Raw genomic sequence first — 19,868 nt, 5'->3', positions numbered from 1 at the left:
GGTGCAGTCCCTGAACACACTTCAGGACTGCGAGGAGCCCATCGATGCTTTTTTCGGCACTGCCGGAACCCCAGGGTCTCTACGACCCGGCCAACGAGTCAGACTCCTGCGGCGTCGCCATGGTCGCCGACGTCCGAGGCCGCCCATCGCACTCCATCGTCGCCGACGCGCTCATCGCCCTGGAGCACCTGGAACACCGCGGGGCTGCAGGTTCGGAACCCACCAGCGGGGACGGCTCAGGAATCCTGATCCAGCTTCCGGTCGACCTGCTGCGCGCGGTCACCGCTTTCGACCTGCCCGAACCCGCATCCGACGGGGGCAACACCTTCGCTGCCGGCATTTGCTTCCTGCCCGCCGATCCGCGAGCCGGCGCGGCGGCGCGTGACCAGATCCACCACATCGCCGCCGAGGAGGGGCTGGAGGTCCTCGGTTGGCGTGAGCTTCCAGTCGACCCGGTGGGCGCGGACGTCGGCGCCACCGCGCGGGGATGTATGCCCCACATGGCGCAACTTTTCGTCACTGATACCGAACAACACGGCGTTCAGGTGGGGGGAATCGAGCTCGACCGCCGCGTCTACCCCCTGCGCAAACGGGCCGAGCGCCACGGAGTGTACTTCCCGTCGCTGTCCAGTCGCACCATGGTCTACAAGGGCATGCTCACGACAATGCAGTTGCCGCAATACTTTTCGGATCTGCGCGACGAACGCTGCGTGAGCGCCATCGCGATCGTGCACAGCCGATTCTCGACCAACACGTTCCCGTCCTGGCCGCTGGCCCATCCGTTCCGGTTCGTCGCGCACAACGGCGAGATCAACACCGTGCGGGGCAACCGAAACCGGATGCACGCGCGGGAGGCGATGCTGGCCAGTGCGCACCTTCCGGGTGATCTGAGTCGGCTGTCGCCGGTCTGCACGCCAGGAGCGTCGGACTCGGCGTCCTTCGACGAGGTTCTCGAACTGCTGCACTTCGGCGGCCGCAGCCTGCCCCACGCGGTGCTGATGATGATCCCGGAAGCCTGGGAGAACAACACCGACATGGACCGCGATGAGCGGGCGTTCTGGCAGTTCCACGCCTCGCTGATGGAGCCCTGGGACGGACCCGCGTGTGTCACCTTCACCGATGGCACGCTGGTCGGCGCGGTGTTGGACCGCAACGGCCTACGGCCCGGCCGGTGGTGGCGAACCCTCGACGACCGGGTCATTCTCGCCAGCGAGAGCGGCGTGCTGGACGTCCCCTCGGCGCAGATCGTCACCAAGGGTCGACTGCAGCCGGGCCGGATGCTGCTGATCGATACCGCCGCCGGCCGCATCGTGCCCGACGAGGAGATCAAGCGGGATCTCACCGCCGCACACGCCTACGGGGAATGGCTGCACGCGGGACTGGTGGATCTGAAGTCGCTGCCCGAGCGGGTGCGGATCACCCCCAACCACGAATCGGTGGTGCGCCGTCAGATCAGCTTCGGCTACACCGAAGAAGACTTGCGGGTGCTCCTCACCCCGATGGCTGCGCTGGGCTCGGAGCCGCTGGGCTCCATGGGCAGCGACACCCCGGCCGCCGTGCTGTCGCAGCGTCCGAAGCTGCTGTACGACTACTTCGTCGAACTGTTCGCCCAAGTGACCAACCCGCCGCTGGATGCGATCCGCGAAGAAGTCGTCACCTCGATGTCACGGGTGATGGGTCCGGAACACAACCTGCTCGAACCCAGCGCGGCGTCGTGCCGGCAGATCGTGCTGCACCGGCCGGTCCTCGACAACGACGAGTTGAACAAGATCGTCCACATCAACGACGACGGTGATCACCCCGGGCTGCGCTGCGCCGTGGTGCGCGCACTCTACGACGTGGAGCGCGGTGGTCCCGGTCTGGCCGAGGCGCTGGAGGACCTGAGGCTTCGGGCCTGCGACGCGATCGCCAAAGGGGCTCGCACACTGGTGATCTCAGACCGCGACTCCGACCACCGGAAGGCTCCGATCCCGTCGCTGCTGGCGGTTTCGGCGGTGCACCACCACCTGGTGCGAACCAAACAGCGCACCAGCGTCGCCCTGGTCGTCGAGACCGGCGACGCTCGCGAGGTGCACCACATCGCGATGCTCATCGGCTACGGTGCGGCCGCGGTCAACCCGTACCTGGCCTTCGAAACGATCGAGGACCTGATCCGGGAGGGGGAGTTGACCGGGATCGAACCGGCCGCGGCGGTGCGCAACTACCTCGACGCGCTGGGCAAGGGCGTGATGAAGGTGATGAGCAAGATGGGCATCTCCACCGTCGCGTCCTACACCGGTGCCCAGGTGTTCGAGGCCATCGGCATCGACAGAGACGTCATCGAGGAGTACTTCACCGGCACGCCGACGCAGCTGGGCGGCATCGGTCTGGACGTCGTCGCCGACGAGGTCAAGAAGCGTCACCGCCGCGCCTATCCGGAGAACCCCACCGAACGGGTGCACCGGCGGCTGGAGGTCGGCGGCGAATACGCCTACCGGCGCGAAGGTGAACTGCACCTGTTCACCCCCGAAGTCGTTTTCCTGCTGCAGCATTCGACCCGCACCGCACGCTACGAGGTCTTCCAGAAGTACTCCGACGAGGTCAATCGGCTCGCCCGCGACGGTGGCGCCCTGCGCGGCCTGTTTCAGATCAGGACCGACCTGCGGCCGCCGGTCCCGTTGGAGGAGGTGGAACCGGTAGAAGCGATCCTGGCCCGGTTCAACACCGGCGCCATGAGCTATGGCTCCATCTCGGCCGAAGCCCACGAGACCATGGCGATCGCGATGAACAACCTCGGCGGACGGTCGAACTCCGGCGAGGGCGGTGAGGACGCCGGCAGGCTCCACGATCCGGTTCGGCGCAGCGCCGTCAAGCAGGTCGCCTCGGGCCGATTCGGGGTCACCAGTGACTACCTGGTCAACGCGTCCGACATCCAGATCAAGATGGCCCAAGGCGCCAAACCCGGTGAAGGAGGACAACTTCCCGGCTACAAGGTGTATCCCGACATCGCCAAGACCAGGCATTCCACCCCCGGGGTGGGTCTGATCTCGCCGCCTCCGCACCACGACATCTATTCGATCGAGGATCTCGCGCAGCTCATTCACGATCTGAAGAACGCCAACTCCGAGGCCCGCGTCCACGTCAAGCTGGTCAGTTCGGTCGGGGTCGGCACCGTTGCGGCCGGTGTGGCCAAGGCGCACGCCGACGTGGTCCTGATCTCCGGCTACGACGGCGGAACCGGCGCCGCACCCCTGACGAGCCTCAAACACGCCGGAGCGCCGTGGGAGATCGGCCTTGCCGACACCCAGCAGACGTTGCTGCTCAACGGCCTGCGTGACCGCATCACCGTGCAGTGTGACGGCGGCATGCGCACGGCGCGCGACGTGATGGTCGCCATGCTGCTGGGTGCCGAGGAGTACGGCTTCGCCACCGCGCCGCTGATCGTGTCCGGCTGCATCATGATGCGGGTCTGCCACCTCGACACCTGCCCGGTGGGCGTGGCCACGCAGAACCCCGAACTGCGCTCCCGCTTCACCGGGAAGCCGGAGTTCGTCGAGAACTTCTTCCGCTTCATCGCCGAAGACATCCGAAAGTATCTGGCCGAACTCGGTTTCCGCAGCGTCGACGAAGCCGTAGGGCATGTCGAGCTGCTCGACACCGCGACGGGCGTGGCGCACTGGAAGAGCGCGGGCCTCGACCTGTCGCCCCTCTTCGCGCTACCGGCCGACGTGGCCGGCACCGGGCACTCGCCACGGCGGCGGATGCGCGCCCAGGACCACGCCCTCGCCCAGGCGCTGGATCAGACGCTGATCCAGCTGGCCGAAGGCGCACTCGAAGACGCCCACCCGGTGCGGCTGGAGCTGCCGGTGCGCAACGTCAACCGCACGGTGGGCACCCTGCTGGGCAGCGAGATCACCCGCCGCTACGGCGCCCAAGGGCTGCCCGAGGACACCATCCGGGTGAGGCTGACGGGCTCGGCGGGTCAGTCCCTCGGCGCGTTCCTCCCGCCAGGCATCACAGTGGAGCTTGTCGGAGACGCCAACGACTATGTCGGTAAGGGACTTTCGGGTGGAAAGATCATCGTCAGACCGCAGGACGATGTGCTGTTCGTGCCGGAAGACAACGTGATCGCCGGCAACACACTGCTCTACGGAGCCACCTCGGGCGAGGTGTATCTGCGCGGCCGCGTCGGCGAACGGTTCGCCGCACGCAACTCCGGAGCGCTGGCCGTCGTCGAGGGAGTCGGCGATCACGCCTGTGAATACATGACCGGCGGCCGGGTGGTCGTGCTCGGCCGCGTCGGCCGCAACATGGCGGCGGGCATGTCCGGCGGTATCGCCTACGTGCTGGGTTTGGAGCCGGGCCGGGTCAACACCGACATGGTCGAGTTGCAGCGCCTCGAACCTGAAGACCTGTCGTGGTTGCGGGAGGTGGTGGCCGACCATCTGCGCCACACCGCCAGCGCTGTGGCCGCCTCGGTGCTGGCCGACTGGCCGCGGCGCAGTGCACAGTTCACCAAGGTGATGCCCCGCGATTACCAGCGGGTGCTGCGGGCCACCCGCATGGCCAAGGCCGAGGGCCGCGACGTCGACACCGCGATCATGGAGGCCAGTCGTGGCTGACCCGTACGGCTTCCTGGAGGTCGACAGGCGCGACGCGCCGAAGCGGCCCGTCGAGGAACGCGTCGGCGACTGGCGGGAGGTCTACCAACGCCAGAATGCCCACGAGCGGGCCGGCGAGGTGGCCCAGCAGGCCCGCCGCTGCATGGACTGCGGGATCCCGTTTTGTCATTCCGGATCGGCGGGCTGCCCGCTGGGCAACCTGATCCCGGAGTGGAACGACCTGGTTCGCCGCGGACGTTGGGACGCCGCCAGCGACCGCCTGCACGCCACCAACAACTTCCCGGAGTTCACCGGACGGTTGTGCCCGGCGCCGTGTGAATCAGCGTGTGTGCTCTCGATCGCCGAGGACCACACGGGCGGCAGCGTGACCATCAAACGCATCGAGCAGACCATCGCCGACCAGGCGTGGATGGACGGCCTGGTGGCACCGCAGCCGGCCGCGATCGCCACCGGCAAGCGGGTGGCGGTGGTGGGTTCGGGTCCGGCGGGCCTGGCCGCGGCGCAACAACTGACCCGAGCCGGGCACGACGTGACGGTCTACGAGCGCGACGACCGGATCGGCGGCCTGATGCGCTACGGCATCCCCGAGTACAAGCTCGAGAAGTCCGCCCTCGACCAGCGCCTGGCCCAGATGCGCGCCGAGGGAACGCGTTTCGTCACCGACTGCGAGGTGGGCGTCGACATCGGTGTCGAACGACTGCGGACGCAGTACGACGCCGTGGTGCTCGCGGTCGGCGCGCTGCGCGCCCGCGACACCGCGGTGGACGGACGTCACCTCCACGGCGTGCACCTGGCCATGGAGCATCTGGTGCCCGCCAACCGGGAATGCGAAGGCGACGGACCCAGTCAGGTCAGCGCCGCGGGAAAACACGTCGTCATCATCGGCGGCGGCGACACCGGCGCCGACTGCCTGGGCACTGCGCACCGGCAGGGCGCCCGGTCGGTCACCCAACTGGACTACCACCCCGAGCCGCCCCCACGGCGAGACGACTCCCGTTCACCGTGGCCGACCTGGCCGATCGTGGTGAGCACGCGTCTGTCGCCGGCCCATGCCGAGGGTGGTGAGCGTCGCTACGAGGTGGCCGTCCAGGGGTTCGTCGGCGACGACGACGGCCGAGTCCGGGCAGTGCAGATCGCCGAGGTGCGCGTCGAGCGTGACGAGCGCGGCGGCCGCCGCGTCATCCCGGTCGGTCAATCACAGCAAATCCCTTGCGAACTGGCCCTGTTGGCCATCGGATTCGAGGGGGTCGAACACATGCCGCTGCTCGACGGTCTCGGGGTGCGGCTCGGTCCGCGCGGCACGGTGCCGTGCGGTCAGGATTGGCAGACCGCGGCACCCGGGGTGTTCGTCTGCGGCGACGCGCACCGCGGTGCGTCGCTGATCGTGTGGGCGATCGCCGAAGGCCGCAGCGCCGCGCACGCCGTCGACGCCTACTTGATGGGGGAGTCCGACCTACCGTCGCCGGTCCGCCCGGGTGCGCTACCGCTGAGCGTCGTCTGAACCGATACGCGACTATGCTCAAAAGCCGTGACTAGACGCGGAAAGATCGTCTGTACGCTTGGACCCGCGACGGCCTCCGAGGAGGCCGTCCGCAAACTCGTGGAGTCGGGGATGGACGTGGCCCGGCTCAACTTCAGCCACGGCGATTATTCCGATCACGAAGCCAATTACAAGAGGGTGCGGGCCGCCTCGGACGCCACGGGCCACGCCGTCGGAATCCTGGCTGATCTGCAGGGACCCAAGATCCGGCTGGGCCGGTTCGCCGACGGGTCCACCCACTGGGCGAACGACGAGACGGTGCGCATCACCGTCGAGGACTGTGACGGTACTCACGATCGGGTGTCGACGACCTACAAGAGATTGGTCGAGGACGCCCGTCCCGGTGACCGGGTCCTGGTCGACGACGGCAACATCAGCCTGGTCGTCGAGCACATCGACGGCAACGACGTGGTCTGCACCGTCACCGAGGGCGGCAAGGTCAGCAACAACAAGGGCATGTCGCTGCCCGGCATGAACGTCTCGGCGCCGGCGCTGTCGGAGAAGGACATCGACGACCTCGAGTTCGCGGTGCGCCTCGGCGTCGATCTGGTGGCGCTGTCGTTCGTGCGTTCGCCCGCCGATGTCGAACTGGTCCACGAAGTGATGGACCGGGTCGGCCGCCGGGTGCCGGTGATCGCCAAACTGGAGAAGCCCGAGGCCATCGACAACCTGGAAGCCATCGTGTTGGCCTTCGACGCGATCATGGTCGCGCGCGGTGACCTGGGCGTGGAGCTGCCTCTCGAAGAGGTGCCGCTGGTGCAGAAGCGAGCCATCCAAATGGCAAGGGAGAACGCCAAACCGGTGATCGTCGCCACCCAGATGCTGGAGTCGATGATCGAGAACTCGCGGCCTACCCGCGCCGAAGCCTCCGATGTCGCCAACGCCGTGCTCGACGGTGCGGACGCGGTCATGCTCTCGGGAGAGACCTCGGTGGGCAAGTATCCGTTCGAAACCGTCAAGACGATGGCGCGCATCATCTCGGCGGTCGAAGACAACTCGGTGGCGGCCCCGCCGTTGACCCACGTGCCGCGCACCAAGCGCGGCGTCATCTCCTACGCGGCCCGCGACATCGGTGAGCGGCTCGACGCCAAGGCTCTGGTGGCGTTCACCCAGTCCGGCGACACGGTCCGCCGACTGGCCCGCCTGCACACACCGCTGCCGGTGCTGGCGTTCACCGCCCTGCCGGAGATCCGCAGCCAGCTGGCGCTGACCTGGGGCACCGAGACGTTCATCGTGTCGCACATCGACACCACCGACGGCATGATCCGCCAGGTCGACAAGTCGATGCTGGAGATGGGCCGCTACAAGCGGGGCGACCTGGTGGTCATCGTCGCGGGTGCCCCGCCGGGCACAGTAGGCTCCACCAATCTGATTCACGTACACCGAATCGGAGAGGATGACGTCTAGCGGCCGGGGTCGCGCTGAGGAGGTTGGTGGTGTCGGAGGCCGAATCAGCCCATCCTGACTTCGACGAACTGCTGGCGGTCCTGGATCTGGTCCAACGCGACGACGACACCTACCTGGGCGCGCACCCGAGCAAGAATCCGGTCCGCACCTTCGGCGGCCAGATGATGGCCCAGGCGTTCGTCGCGGCCAGCCGCAGCCTGCGTCACCCGGTTCCTCCCAGCGCGCTGTCGGTGCACTTCATCGCCGGCGGGGATCCGCAGCTCGACCTGGAATTCCACGTGGTGCGGCTGCGCGACGAACGCCGCTTCGCCAATCGGCGGGTCGACATCATGCAGAACGGTCAGCTGCTGACCACCGCGATGGTGTCCTACCTGGCCGGCGGACGCGGGCTGGAACACGGCGTCGTGGCACCGCCGGCCGCCGACCCGGCGACGTTGCCGCAGATCGACGACCTGCTGGCCGGCTACGAGAAAGTCGTGCCGCACTTCGCCAACGCGCTGCGCCCCATCGAATGGCGCTACACGAACGACCCGGCATGGATCATGCGGGACAAGGGCGCGAGTCTGGACCACAACCGGGTGTGGATGAAAGCCCGCGGCGCCATGCCCGACGATCCGGTGTTGCACGCCGCGGCGCTGGTGTATTCGTCCGACACCACGGTCCTCGACTCGATCATCACCACCCACGGGCTGTCCTGGGGTCATGACCGGATCTTCGCGGTCACCGCCAACCATTCGGTGTGGTTCCACCGCCCCGTGCGGTTCGACGAATGGTTGCTCTATTCAACGACCTCGCCGGTGGCCGCCGAATCCCGCGGACTGGGCACCGGGCACTTCTTCGACTCGACGGGACAGTTGCTGGCCACCGTCGTGCAGGAGGGGATCGTCAAGTACTTCCCGGCGCGGACTACGGGGTCGGCGTCACCGTGACGGAGAACCGGTCCTCGACGCGCTGAGTGAACTCGTCCGCGCAGCGCTGCGCGGCGTCCGGGTCGGACCCGGCGTCGCTGAGGCAGTCGATGTAGTCGGTGCCGCCCACCTGATCGAAGAGTCCGACGTAGATCGGGATGAACACCAGCGCCGCAACGACCGCCACGACCCCCAGTGCGATGCCCGCGATCGCCACGCCGCCGTTGGTGGCTTCGCCCCGTTTGACCCGGCCCCGCGCGACGAAACCGATGATGACGGCGCACAGACCCAGGATTACGCCGCCCGCAACCGTCCAGCACAGCACCACCCCGACGATCGCCAACACCAGCGCCGCGATGCCCAGCCCGTTCTTGGGTCCCTGCGGCGAGCCGCCATACGGCATCTGCGGCGGGTAGCCGCCGTAGGGCATCGGCGGTGGCGGATAACCTCCCGGCATCGGGCCGTACTGCGGTGGCGGCGGCGGTGACGGGGGTTCGCTCATACCGGCGAGATTACTCGCACGGGCAGGTTCTCGGGCAGATGATGAGTGGCGACCACGACGGTGCGGTCGGCGCCGAACAGCCCGCCCGGAGTGAGCAGGTCGGTCAGGATCCGATCGGCATCGGACGCGTCGAGGTGTTCGGTGGGTTCGTCGAGCAGAACCGTGGCCGCTCGCGAGATCAGGGCCCGCGCGAGCAGCAGCCGTCGGCGCTGCCCCGCCGAGACCGCCGCCGCGCCGCCGACCAGCACGGTCGACAACCCGTCGGGTAGCTCATCGAGCCAACGGCCCAGTCCTACCCGGGTCAGCGCGTCGCGCCCCTCGGCGTCGGTGGCGTCGCCGCGGGCGACCAGCAGGTTGTCCCGGACCGTGGTGGAGAACAGGTGGGCGTCCTCCGCGAAGAATGTCCCCTCGGTCTGCATGAGCAGCGTCGTCTTGCCGCACCCGCTGGGGCCGACGACGGCAACGCGCTCACCGGGTCGTAGCCGCAGCGGCGCCACCACGGGCCGGAGGCGGTCTTCGGCGCCGCCGGGCTCCAGGAGCGCCAGCAGGCGCCGGCCGGCGATGCGGGCCCGGGTCAGCGCCACCGCGGCGCCCGGAAGCGCGGCGGTGGCCTCGAACGCCGACAGCGGCAACAACATCAGAATGGCGACGGTGGTGGGCGCCACCGTACCGGCCAGCGCGATCCCGGCGACCAGCGCGCCGAGCACGCTGATCCCGATCGCCGCGGTGGGCGCCGCGGCGGCCCACGCGGCGGGCGCGGCGGCGCGGTCCATCGCCTGTCCCCAGCGCCGTTGTTGCGCGCCGGCTTCGGCGATGACGTCGGCCAGCCGCCCGCTGACCCGCAGCTCGGGGGCGTGGTCCAGAGCAAGCATCGCAGCGGTGTCGCGTTGTGAATGATGTGCTGCAGCAACCTGTTCAGCTGATGCCGCGGCGCGTGCCGCGACCGCCGGCGCCACGACGCCGGCCAGCACGAGGCACAGAGCCAGCACGACGGCTGCCGCGGGGGAGATGAGTGCAATCACCGCGACAGCCAGCGTTCCGAGAACGGCGGCCACCCCGATGGGCACCACGGCCCGCACCAGCACGTCGGAGAGTTCGTCGACACCGGCGCCGGCCCGAGCCGCCAAATCGCCGCTGTGCCGGCGTAACACGACCTCGGCCGGTCCGGTGGCCAGGCGCCCGAAAAGTTGCGCACGCGCCGAGCCCGCGGCACGCAACGCGGTGTCATGTGACGCGAGCCTCTCGCAGTACCCGAGAAGCCCCCGGGAAATCCCCAGTGCGCGCACGGCGACCACGGCGACCGTCAGATCCAGCACCGGCGGCATCTGCCAGGCCCGGGTGATCAGCCACGCCGACACCGCGGCCAGCGCGAGGGCGCTGCCCAGCGACAGCACCCCGAAGGTGATCGCGAGTGCCACCCGGGTCGCACGCGGCCGCAACAGCGGCCAGGCCAGCAGAAGAGGATCAGTGCGCGACACCGACACCCCTCACGTCGACGACGGTGTCGGCGATGGCCAGCACCGGATCGCGGTGCCCCACCACGAGCACGGTCGCACCGCCGGCCGCCCGGTCGGCGATCGCGCGCAGCACACGGGCCTCGGTCGGCCCGTCGAGGTGCGCGGTGGGCTCGTCGAACAGCAGCACCCTTGCGGGCGAACCGAGCACCCGGGCCAGACCCAACCGCTGCCGCTCGCCGAGCGACAACCCCACACCACCGCGCCCGACGAGGGTGTCCATCCCCGCCGGCATCGTGGCCAGGACCTCGTCGAAACACGCTGCCGCGCAGGCGCTGTGCATGTCGCCAAGTGGGCCGAACAACTCGAGGTTCTCCCGGATCGTCCCGGGGATCAGGACCGGCCGGTGCGCCAGCCACCCCACCTCGGACCACCAGCGGGGCAAGTCGAGTTCGGCCACGTCGATTCCGTTGACCCGAATCCGCCCCGCCGGCGGTGGGTTCAGTCCGAGGACGGCCTGCATCAGGGTGGACTTGCCGACACCGTTGGGGCCGGTCAGGACGGTCACCCGGCCCGGCTGCGCCAGCACCTCGGGGACGTCGATCTGCACGGTGCGAGTGGCACCGTGCAGCACCGTTGTGCCCGACGAGACGACAGGTGTGGTGTCGAGGAACGAGAACGCGGCCTGCACGGCGGTCTTGCCGTCCTGCGCGGAGTGGAACGCGGCGCCGACCCGACGCAACGGCCAGAACACTTCAGGGGCGAGCAGCAGCGCGGTCAGGGCGGTCTGCAACGGTAGGTGGCCGTACACCAGACGCATCCCCACACTGACCGCGACCAACGCTACGCCCAGCGTCGCCAGCAACTCCAGCACCAGCGCCGACAGGAACGCGATCCGCATCGTCGCCATCGCCGAGCGGCGATGTGCGGCACCGAGATCGGCGATCTGGGTAGCCGAGCCTTCGGCCCGGCCGAGGGCGCGCAGGGTCGGGAGGCCGGCGACCAGATCGAGAAGGCGCGCCTGCAAGGTCGTCATCGCCGCCAGCGCGGCCGCGGATCGGTCTTCGGTGGCCAGCCCGATGAGCACCATGAAGACCGGGATCAACGGCAGCGCGACCAGCACGATCGCGGCGGCCTGCAGGTCGACCACCGCGATCACCGCCGCGGTGGCCGGAGTCAGGACGGCAGCCAGAAACAGCGCCGGCAGGTAGGTGGTGAAGTACACCCGAAGGCCGTCCAGTCCGCGGGTGACCAGCACGGCGGCGTCGTCGCGACGGCGGGCGAGGTCGCGGGGCGGCAGCGCCGCCGCGGTGCTGAGCACGCGGTCGGCGAGGTCGGCTATCACCGCGCTGGCGCCGCGCTGGGAGAGCCGACCCTGCAGCCACTGGGCGACCGTACGAACGGCCCACAGCGCCAGCAGAACGAGGATCGACGGCCCCAGCGCGTGCCACGACCGGGCCGCCGGGTCGCTGATGACGCGGGCGACGATGCCGGCCAGCACCACCGCCGAGGCGATCGTGGCGCCCGCGATGAGCAGTCCGCAACCGGTGGTGGCAGCCAGGAATCGGCGCATCGCCGATGAGACCCGCCACAACCGCGGGTCGATCGGTGCGCGCGAGGAACCAGTCAGGAGGATCGCCTGGACAATCCGACCGAGGCGGGGATGGAGTCGGCGGTGATGCGCTTGCGGAAGACCCAGTAGGTCCATGCTTGGTAACCCATCACCAGCGGCAACAGGGTCAGCGACGCCCAGCTCATGATCTTGAGGGTGTACGGCGTCGACGAACCGTTGTAGATCGACACGCCCCACTCCGGGTTCAGCGTCGACGGCAGCAGGTACGGGTACAGCGAACCGAAGATCAGCACAGTCACCGCGGCCACCACGACGACCATCGCGGCGAACGCGACGCCTTCGCGGCCGCGGCGCCACATTAACGCCACCGCGGTCAACAGCGCCAGCACCGCGACGGCCAACACCGCCCAGGTCCAGTTCTTTCCGTGCGCCATCTGCGTCCACAAGCCGAAGCCACCGGCGAGCGCGATCACCGGCAACGACAGCACCCGGGCGAACCGGAATGCGTCCGCGCGCACCGCTCCCGCCGTCTTCAACGCGACGAACGTCGCTCCGTAGAAGGCGAACAACGAGGCGGTAGCCAGTCCGCCGAGCAGGGTGTAGCCGTTGACGAGGTCGGACAGCGACGCGTGCACGCGCCCGTCGGCGTCGATGGGCAGCCCCTGCACCAGCACCGCGAACGCCACCCCCCACAGGACGGCCGGCAGCCAGGAACCGACCGCGATGCCGACGTCGGCCCAGTCCCGCCATCGGGGGTCGTCGACCTTGCCCCGCCACTCGATGCCGACGATGCGCACGATCATGCCGAACAGAATCGCCAACAGCGGCAGGTACAGAGCCGAGAACACGGTCGCGTACCAGACCGGAAAGGCCGCGAACATCGCTGCGCCGGCGGTGATCAGCCAGACCTCGTTGGCGTCCCAGACAGGCCCGATCGTGTTCAGCGCCGCACGCCGATGCCGCTCGCTGAGGTCCTTGTCCCCGTCGGCCACCGCCCCGAACGGCACCATCAGCATGCCGACGCCGAAATCGAATCCCTCCAGGATCAGGAAGCCGAGGAAGAGCGCGGCGATGAGCAGGAACCAGAGTTCTTGCAGTCCCATGAGATCGCGTCCTCTCAGTAGGCGAAGGACAGGGGTGCCACGTCGTCGTCGCTGGGCGGCTTCGGCGGGGCGGGTTCGGTGTCGTGCTCCTGCGGGCCCTCCACGACGTAGCGGCGCATCAGCCAGAACCAGACCACCGCCAGCATGCCGTAGACCAGTGTGAACATCACCAGGGAGAACAACACCAGGCCGGCGGGATGGCCGGACACGCCCTCCTGCACCGTCATTCGCACCAGCTGATCACCGGTGGGGTTGGGCACCACAACCCAGGGCTGGCGGCCCATCTCGGTGAAGACCCAGCCCGACGAGTTCGCCAGAAACGGCGTCGGAATCGTGAGGAGCCCGAATCGGCCGTACCACCGTTGATCGGGGATCCGGCCGCGGCGGGTCAGCCACAGACTGAGCAGCGCGAACGCCACGGGCACGAGCAGCAGGCCGATCATCGCGCGGAACGACCAGTATGTGACGAACAGGTTGGGCCGGTAGTCGCCGGGCCCGAACCGCTCCTGGTACTGCTGCTGCAGGTCCTGCACCCCCTCGAGCGTCACCCCCTCGAACCGGCTCTCGGCGAGGAACGGCAGCACATAGGGCACTTCGATCAGGTGGGTGACGCTGTCACAGTTGTTGTGTGTACCGACCGTCAGAATCGAGAACATCGGGTCGGTCTCGGTGTGGCACAACGATTCTGCCGATGCCATCTTCATGGGCTGCTGAACGAACATCAACTTGCCCTGGAAGTCGCCGGTGACGAACAGGCCCGCGGCGGCCACCAGGGCGACCATGCTGCCGAGAATCGTCGCGGGCCGGTAGAGCGCTCGGGCGTCGGCCGCGTCGGACCTGCGGTGCGACCGCACCATCAACCACGCCGAGACCCCGGCGACGAACGCGCCGGCGGTCAGGAAGGCGCCGGCGACGGCGTGCAGGAACGCCCAGATCGCGGTGTTGTTGGTCAGCAGCGCCACGAAATCGGTCAGCTCGGCGCGACCGGTCTCCGGGTTGAACCGGGCGCCGACCGGATGCTGCATGAACGAGTTGGCCGCGATGATGAAGTACGCCGACGCGTTCACCGCGACGGCCACGATCCAGATGCATGCCAGGTGCACCGCCCGCGGCAACCGCCCCCACCCGAAGATCCACAGCCCGATGAAGGTCGACTCGAAGAAGAACGCGATCAGCCCTTCGAACGCCAGTGGAGCGCCGAAGATGTCACCGACGAACTTCGAGTACTCGCTCCAGTTCATGCCGAACTGGAACTCCTGGACGATGCCGGTGGCGACACCGAGCGCGAAGTTGATCAGGAACAGCTTGCCGAAGAAGCGGGTCAGCCGGTACCAGGCCGTGTTGCCGGTGACATGCCACGCCGTCTGCATCGCGGCGATCAGCGGAGCCAAGCCGATGGTCAGCGGCACGAAGATGAAGTGGTAGACGGTGGTGATTCCGAACTGCCACCGCGACACGTCCAACGCGTCCATGCGCCACTCCAAGGTCGTCCACTAAACTACGACACAGTGTAGTAGCAATCGGTTCGTCGGCCGGTGCATCGTGTCAGGACTCACTCCGGCGCCGCGGCTGTGGCCTCCTGCCGGCGGTCGGTCAGTGTCTTGCTGGCCTTGCGGATGCCGAACGCCGAGACCACTTCGAAGACCCCGAGCACGATCAGCCAGATGCCGACCACCAGAGTCAGCGTCGCCAGCGACTCGAACGGGGCCGCCAGGATGACCACGCCGGCGACCAGGCTGATGACGCCGATGAAGATCTCCCAGGCCCGGCCGGGCAGGGACGGGTCGCTGATCGCCGAGACCGCGGTGGCCACGCCGCGGAAGATGAACCCGATGGCAATCCAGATGGCCAGCAGCAGGATCGACTCTTGCAGGCTGCGGAAGCACAGGACCGCGAGGATCAACGCGGCGGCGCCGCTGAGGAACAGCAGTACGCGCCCGCCGGCCGAGACGTGCAGGCTGAAGGCGAAGACCACCTGGCTGATGCCGGTGATCAACAGGTAAGCGCCGAAGAAGATCGCCGCCACGACGATGGTGATGGCCGGCCACACCAGGACCATCACGCCGAGCAGCACCGCGAGGATCCCGGAGAACAGCGCGTTTTTCCACAGGTGCTGCAACAAGGTGGGGGGTGCAGTGGTTTCCATGCCGCGCAGTGTGACACATACTGCCTGGCAGTCGGCCGTTTTCGCCGGTACGGCTGTGATGTCTCCACCCGGTCGTTAATGTTCCGTTACCGGCGCTGCATGTCGGCCCCTCGGTCGTTAACGTCCATGACGCGAAACTGCCCGTAAGGTGTCCGGCCAAGCGGTAGGTGAAGCGAGCAGGACTACCCCCGGGCGGGGCCCGAAACAGAAAGTGGAGGCAACTGTGCTGGGTGCATGGCAAGACCGCCGGGTTTCGACATGGCGTATGGCCGCGGCGGCGGTCGTGGCCGGAGCGCTGGCGCTGTCGGGCTGCTCGAGCAACACCGAGTCGTCCGGGCCCGCGACCGAGACGACCGCCGCGAACGCCGAGCGGGTCGAGGAGATCGCCAACAGCGTGCCCGCCGAGATCCGGGAGAGCGGCACGCTGGTCGTCGGCGTCAACATCCCGTATCCGCCCAACGAGTTCAAGGACCCTGACGGCAAGCTGGTCGGCTTCGACGTGGACCTGATGAACGCGATCGCCGCGACGCTGGGCCTGACGCCCGACTACCGGGAAGCTGACTTCGACAAGATCATCCCGTCCATCGAGGGCGGCACCTACGACGTCGGGATGTCGTCGTTCACCGACACCCGGCAGCGGGAAGAAGTCGTCGACTTCGTCACGTACTTCTCCGCGGGCTCGCTGTGGCTGCAGCAGGTCAACGCCGGCATCGACCCGGAGAACGCCTGCGGGAAAAAGGTTGCGGTGCAGTCGAACACCACACAGGCCACCGAAGAGTTGCCGGCCCGCAGCCAGAAGTGCATCGAGGCCGGGCAGCCGCCGATCGAGATCGTGCCGTTCGACGGGCAGGACGCCGCGACCAACGCCGTGGTGCTCGGCCAGGCCGACGCCATGTCGGCGGACTCGCCGGTGACGCAGTACGCGATCAAGCAGAGCAACGGCAAGCTCGAGCAGGCCGGCGAGCTGTTCGACTCGGCCCCCTACGGCTGGCCGGTGGCCAAGGGGTCGTCGCTGGCGCAGTCTCTGCTGCGCGCGCTCGAGCACCTGATCGGCAACGGCACCTATGAGCAGATCGCCACCAACTGGGGTCTGGAGGAAGGCCAGATCGACAAGCCGGTGATCAACGGGGCGATCAACTGAATGAGGCCGCGGCAGCGATGAGTTCCGCCGATCCGCCGCCCCAGCCGATCGACGCGGTGCCGCTTCGGCACCCGTGGCGCTGGGTCGCGGCTGCGGTCATCGTCGTGCTGCTCGGCCTGTTCCTCTACGGGGCGGCGACCAACGACGCCTATCGGTGGTCGACGTTCTGGCAGTACCTGTTCGACGACCGGATTCCCAGCGCGATCTGGTACACGCTCCAGCTGACCGTGTTGTCGATGGTGCTCGCGGTGATCCTGGGCGTGACGCTGGCCGTGATGCGGCTGTCGCCGAACCCGGTGTTCCGGTCGGTGTCCTGGGTCTACCTGTGGATCTTCCGCGGCACCCCGGTCTACGTGCAGCTGGTGTTCTGGGGGCTATTCCCGACGATCTACCAGAACATCCAGCTCGGGGTGCCGTTCGGCCCGACGTTCTTCCATCTCGACCTGCAGAGCCTGTCGATCCCGTTCCTGCTGGCGATCGTCGGGCTCGGCCTCAACGAGGCCGCCTACATGGCCGAGATCATCCGCGCCGGGATCACCTCGGTGCCCGAGGGGCAGCTGGAGGCCTCGACCGCGCTGGGCATGTCGTGGGGACTCGCGATGCGGCGGACCGTCCTCCCGCAGGCCATGCGGGTGATCATCCCGCCCACGGGTAACGAGGTCATCAGCATGCTGAAGACCACTTCGCTGGTCACCGCGGTGCCGTTCACCCTCGAGCTGTACATGGTCACCCGAAACATCGGCGCCGTCCGGTTCGAGCCCGTTCCGCTGCTGATGGTCGCCGCGGTGTGGTATCTGGTCATCACCAGCGTGCTGATGGTCGGCCAGTACTACCTGGAGAAGCACTTCTCCCGCGGTGCGTCGCGCACGCTGACCGACAAGCAGCTCGCCGCGCTGGCCAAGGCGCAAGCCGGTACGGGGTCGATGTGAGCACGCCGCCGGACGCCGCGGGGTCGGCTCACCCGATGGTGCGGGCCGAGATGGTGTGCAAGGACTTCGGGGCGTTGAAGGTTCTCAAAGGGATCAACCTCGAGGTGCAGAAGGGCGAGGTCCTGGTTCTGGTCGGGCCGTCCGGTTCGGGTAAGTCGACATTTCTGCGCTGCATCAACCACCTGGAGACCGTCTCCGCCGGCCGCCTGTATGTCGACGGGGAGCTCGTCGGCTACCACGAGCGCGGCGGTCGGCTCTACGAGATGAAGCCGCGCGAGGTCGCCAAGCAGCGCCGCGATGTGGGCATGGTGTTCCAGCATTTCAACCTCTTCCCGCACCGGACCGCGCTGGGCAATGTCATCGAGGCGCCGATCCAGGTGAAGGGCACCAGCAAGGACAGGGCGGTGCAGCGCGGCCGGGAACTGCTCGAGCAGGTCGGCCTGGCCGACAAGGCGAACGCCTATCCGCTGCAGCTGTCCGGGGGACAGCAGCAACGGGTCGCGATCGCCCGGGCGCTGGCGATGGAGCCGAAGCTGATGTTGTTCGACGAACCCACCTCGGCGCTGGATCCCGAACTGGTCGGCGAGGTGCTCGGGGTGATGAAGAGCCTTGCCGCTGAGGGGATGACGATGATCGTGGTCACCCACGAGATGGGATTCGCCCGGGAGGTCGCCGACGAGCTGGTGTTCATGGACGACGGCGTGGTGGTCGAGCAGGGCCGGCCGCGCGAGGTGATGGCCGACCCGCAACACGAACGGACGAAAGCGTTTCTGTCGAAGGTGATGTGAGGCCGGATCCGACGGCGCCGCTGTGGCGGGCCGCCCAGGTGTTCCGTCTGCTCAGTTGTGTCTACGCCCTGACGTTCCAGGTGGCCGTCAACGGCGATCTGGCGCATCCGCCGGCCGGTTGGGTGCTTTTCGGCGTGCTGATCGTCTGGAGCATCGCCTGTGCGGCAGCTTATCTGCAGGGCTTCGGCCGGCGCCCCGGATGGGTGGTGGCCGAAGTGGTCGTGGTGGTCGCGCTGATGCTCAGCACCGAGGTCATCGCCTCCGATCAGTGGGTGCTCGACAACCAGTCCCTGCCCACCACCCTGTGGGCGACCAATGCCACCATCTCGGCGGCGATCCTGTTCGGCCCGGTCGCCGGAATGGGCACCGGGCTGCTCGTGATGGCGGTCGGCGCCGCGCTGAAGGGCTACGTGCACATCGACCTGGGTGGCAACGCCACCATCGTCGTCGAGTTGGCGGTGGGACTGGCGGTCGGGATGGCCGCCCAGACCGCCCGCAGGGCCCACCGCGACCTCGAGCGAGCGACCCGGCTGTCAGCGTCGCTGGAGGAGCGGGAACGGCTGTCCCGGCAGGTTCACGACGGGGCCATCCAGGTGCTGGCCCTGGTGTCGCGGCGGGGCCGCGAAATCGGCGGCGAGACCGCCCAACTGGCCGAACTCGCCGGAGAGCAGGAACGCGCCCTGCGCCGCCTGGTCAGTGCCGCCGGGGAGCACCGCTCCGACGGCGCGACGACGGACTTCGCGGCGATGCTGCGCGGCTGTGCAGGTGACCGGGTGTCGGTGGCCGTGCCCGCCGAGCCGGTACTCCTCGATGTCGCCGTCGCCGAGGAACTCGCGGCCGCGGTGACCAACATCCTCGACAATGTCGCGCGCCACGCCGGTCCGGCGGCCAGGGCCTACGTGCTGCTCGAGGACCTGGGTGACTCGGTGACGATCAGCGTGCGCGACGACGGCATCGGGATGGCCGACGGCCGGCTGGCCGAGGCGGAACGGCAGGGTCACATCGGGATCGCGAAATCCATTGTCGGCAGGGTGAACTCACTCGGCGGGCAGGCCTGCCTGACGACCGCGCCGGGTGCCGGGGTGGAATGGGAGCTGACCGTGCCCCGGCAGGGGAGGAGTACGTGAGCGAGCAGGCAGTGACCGTCATGGTCGTCGACGACCACCCGATCTGGCGCGACGCGGTGGCCCGCGACCTCGCCGACGACGGTTTCGACGTCGTCGCCACCGCCGACGGGGTCGCCGCGGCCAAGCGGCGGGCCGCGGTCGTCACACCCGCGGTCGTGGTGATGGACATGCGGCTGTCCGACGGCGACGGGGCCCAGGCCACGACCGAGGTACTCGCGGTATCCCCGGGCAGCCGCATCCTGGTGCTGTCCGCCTCCGACGAGCGCGACGACGTTCTGGAAGCGGTGAAAGCCGGTGCGACCGGCTATCTGGTCAAGAGCGCATCGCGCCAGGAGCTCGCCGATGCGGTGCGGGCCACGGCGCAGGGCAGGGCGGTGTTCACCCCGGGGCTCGCGGGCCTGGTCCTCGGCGAGTACCGCCGGATCGCGCGGGACACCACCGGGCCGGCGGTGCCGCGTCTGACCGAGCGCGAGACCGAGATCCTGCGCCATGTGGCCAAGGGTCTGACCGCCAAACAGATCGCGGCGCGGCTGTCGTTGAGCCACCGCACCGTGGAGAACCATGTTCAGGCGACCTTCCGCAAGCTGCAGGTCGGCAATCGAGTCGAGTTGGCCCGCTACGCGATAGAACACGGTTTCGACGAGTAGTT

At 68.5% G+C, this 19,868-nt stretch carries 15 protein-coding genes; 9 read left to right on the top strand and 6 right to left on the bottom strand.

The window, feature by feature from the left end:
• Nucleotides 1-44 precede the first annotated feature (44 nt).
• Genes gltB through G6N31_RS07545 form a run of 4 tightly spaced genes read left to right on the top strand, consistent with a single transcriptional unit; the run spans nucleotide 45 to nucleotide 8,477 of the window.
• A complete protein-coding gene (gene gltB / locus G6N31_RS07560; RefSeq protein WP_098001399.1) occupies nucleotides 45-4,601 on the top strand; it encodes a glutamate synthase large subunit in 4,557 nt (1,518 codons plus the stop codon).
• On the top strand, nucleotides 4,594-6,102 hold the full coding sequence (locus G6N31_RS07555; RefSeq protein ID WP_098001401.1) for a glutamate synthase subunit beta: 1,509 nt from the start codon (nucleotides 4,594-4,596) through the stop codon (nucleotides 6,100-6,102). The genes gltB and G6N31_RS07555 overlap by 8 nt, the downstream gene beginning before the upstream one ends.
• A 27-nt stretch (nucleotides 6,103-6,129) precedes the next feature.
• On the top strand, nucleotides 6,130-7,548 hold the full coding sequence (gene pyk / locus G6N31_RS07550; protein ID WP_098001403.1) for a pyruvate kinase: 1,419 nt from the start codon (nucleotides 6,130-6,132) through the stop codon (nucleotides 7,546-7,548).
• A 29-nt stretch (nucleotides 7,549-7,577) separates the two neighbouring features.
• Nucleotides 7,578-8,477, top strand: a complete 900-nt coding sequence (locus tag G6N31_RS07545) for an acyl-CoA thioesterase II (RefSeq protein ID WP_098001509.1) — start codon at nucleotides 7,578-7,580, stop codon at nucleotides 8,475-8,477.
• On the opposite strand, the gene G6N31_RS07540 is transcribed toward G6N31_RS07545, so the two are convergent.
• The 6 genes from G6N31_RS07540 to G6N31_RS07515 all read right to left on the bottom strand — a co-directional run bounded on the left by G6N31_RS07540 (nucleotide 8,455) and on the right by G6N31_RS07515 (nucleotide 15,234).
• Entirely contained in the window at nucleotides 8,455-8,958 is a 504-nt protein-coding gene (locus G6N31_RS07540; protein ID WP_098001405.1) for a DUF4190 domain-containing protein, read from the bottom strand. The genes G6N31_RS07545 and G6N31_RS07540 overlap by 23 nt on opposite strands.
• Nucleotides 8,955-10,436 carry an ATP-binding cassette domain-containing protein gene (locus G6N31_RS07535; protein ID WP_098001511.1) on the bottom strand — a complete coding sequence of 494 codons (1,482 nt, stop codon included), beginning with the start codon at nucleotides 10,434-10,436 and terminating at the stop codon, nucleotides 8,955-8,957. The genes G6N31_RS07540 and G6N31_RS07535 overlap by 4 nt, the downstream gene beginning before the upstream one ends.
• A complete protein-coding gene (gene cydD / locus G6N31_RS07530; protein WP_098001407.1) occupies nucleotides 10,423-11,985 on the bottom strand; it encodes a thiol reductant ABC exporter subunit CydD in 1,563 nt (520 codons plus the stop codon). Before cydD ends, G6N31_RS07535 begins: the two co-directional genes overlap by 14 nt.
• Nucleotides 11,986-12,038: 53 nt before the next feature.
• Nucleotides 12,039-13,088, bottom strand: coding sequence for a cytochrome d ubiquinol oxidase subunit II (gene cydB / locus G6N31_RS07525; protein ID WP_098001409.1), 1,050 nt, complete (start codon nucleotides 13,086-13,088; stop codon nucleotides 12,039-12,041).
• A gap of 14 nt (nucleotides 13,089-13,102) precedes the next feature.
• Entirely contained in the window at nucleotides 13,103-14,560 is a 1,458-nt protein-coding gene (locus tag G6N31_RS07520) for a cytochrome ubiquinol oxidase subunit I (protein WP_098001411.1), read from the bottom strand.
• 80 nt (nucleotides 14,561-14,640) lie between these two features.
• Nucleotides 14,641-15,234 carry an HdeD family acid-resistance protein gene (locus G6N31_RS07515; protein WP_098001413.1) on the bottom strand — a complete coding sequence of 198 codons (594 nt, stop codon included), beginning with the start codon at nucleotides 15,232-15,234 and terminating at the stop codon, nucleotides 14,641-14,643.
• Nucleotides 15,235-15,499: 265 nt separating this feature from the next.
• On the opposite strand from G6N31_RS07515, the gene G6N31_RS07510 reads away from it, so the two are divergent.
• From G6N31_RS07510 to G6N31_RS07490, 5 genes are read left to right on the top strand one after another with little or no spacing between them, the layout of a single operon-like run.
• Nucleotides 15,500-16,375 (top strand): ABC transporter substrate-binding protein, encoded by an 876-nt coding sequence (locus tag G6N31_RS07510; RefSeq protein WP_098001415.1) that lies wholly within the window; start codon nucleotides 15,500-15,502, stop codon nucleotides 16,373-16,375.
• Nucleotides 16,376-16,392: 17 nt separating this feature from the next.
• Nucleotides 16,393-17,304, top strand: coding sequence for an amino acid ABC transporter permease (locus G6N31_RS07505; RefSeq protein WP_098001417.1), 912 nt, complete (start codon nucleotides 16,393-16,395; stop codon nucleotides 17,302-17,304).
• Between the two features lie 35 nt (nucleotides 17,305-17,339).
• Complete coding sequence (locus G6N31_RS07500) at nucleotides 17,340-18,092, top strand: amino acid ABC transporter ATP-binding protein (protein ID WP_098001513.1); 753 nt, start codon at nucleotides 17,340-17,342, stop codon at nucleotides 18,090-18,092.
• A complete protein-coding gene (gene macS / locus G6N31_RS07495; protein ID WP_234815155.1) occupies nucleotides 18,089-19,219 on the top strand; it encodes a MacS family sensor histidine kinase in 1,131 nt (376 codons plus the stop codon). Before G6N31_RS07500 ends, macS begins: the two co-directional genes overlap by 4 nt.
• Nucleotides 19,180-19,866, top strand: a complete 687-nt coding sequence (locus G6N31_RS07490) for a response regulator (protein ID WP_098001419.1) — start codon at nucleotides 19,180-19,182, stop codon at nucleotides 19,864-19,866. Before macS ends, G6N31_RS07490 begins: the two co-directional genes overlap by 40 nt.
• The last annotated feature ends 2 nt before the right edge of the window (nucleotides 19,867-19,868 follow it).

This window comes from Mycolicibacterium duvalii (genome assembly GCF_010726645.1).
In the GTDB taxonomy this organism is placed as follows: Bacteria; Actinomycetota; Actinomycetes; order Mycobacteriales; family Mycobacteriaceae; genus Mycobacterium; species Mycobacterium duvalii.
Note: the sequence above shows the minus strand (reverse complement) of the source record. Positions and strands in the feature narration are given on the sequence as shown.

Bases quoted from the DNA above. Each gene is read 5' to 3' on its own strand.
- cydD (WP_098001407.1), bottom strand. From the start codon at position 11,985: ATGCGCCGATTCCTGGCTGCCACCACCGGTTGCGGACTGCTCATCGCG.
- G6N31_RS07515 (WP_098001413.1), bottom strand. From the start codon at position 15,234: ATGGAAACCACTGCACCCCCCACCTTGTTGCAGCACCTGTGGAAAAAC.
- cydB (WP_098001409.1), bottom strand. From the start codon at position 13,088: ATGGGACTGCAAGAACTCTGGTTCCTGCTCATCGCCGCGCTCTTCCTC.
- gltB (WP_098001399.1), top strand. From the start codon at position 45: ATGCTTTTTTCGGCACTGCCGGAACCCCAGGGTCTCTACGACCCGGCC.
- G6N31_RS07505 (WP_098001417.1), top strand. From the start codon at position 16,393: ATGAGTTCCGCCGATCCGCCGCCCCAGCCGATCGACGCGGTGCCGCTT.
- G6N31_RS07510 (WP_098001415.1), top strand. From the start codon at position 15,500: ATGGCCGCGGCGGCGGTCGTGGCCGGAGCGCTGGCGCTGTCGGGCTGC.
- G6N31_RS07500 (WP_098001513.1), top strand. From the start codon at position 17,340: ATGGTGCGGGCCGAGATGGTGTGCAAGGACTTCGGGGCGTTGAAGGTT.
- G6N31_RS07540 (WP_098001405.1), bottom strand. From the start codon at position 8,958: ATGAGCGAACCCCCGTCACCGCCGCCGCCACCGCAGTACGGCCCGATG.
- G6N31_RS07520 (WP_098001411.1), bottom strand. From the start codon at position 14,560: ATGGACGCGTTGGACGTGTCGCGGTGGCAGTTCGGAATCACCACCGTC.
- G6N31_RS07490 (WP_098001419.1), top strand. From the start codon at position 19,180: ATGGGAGCTGACCGTGCCCCGGCAGGGGAGGAGTACGTGAGCGAGCAG.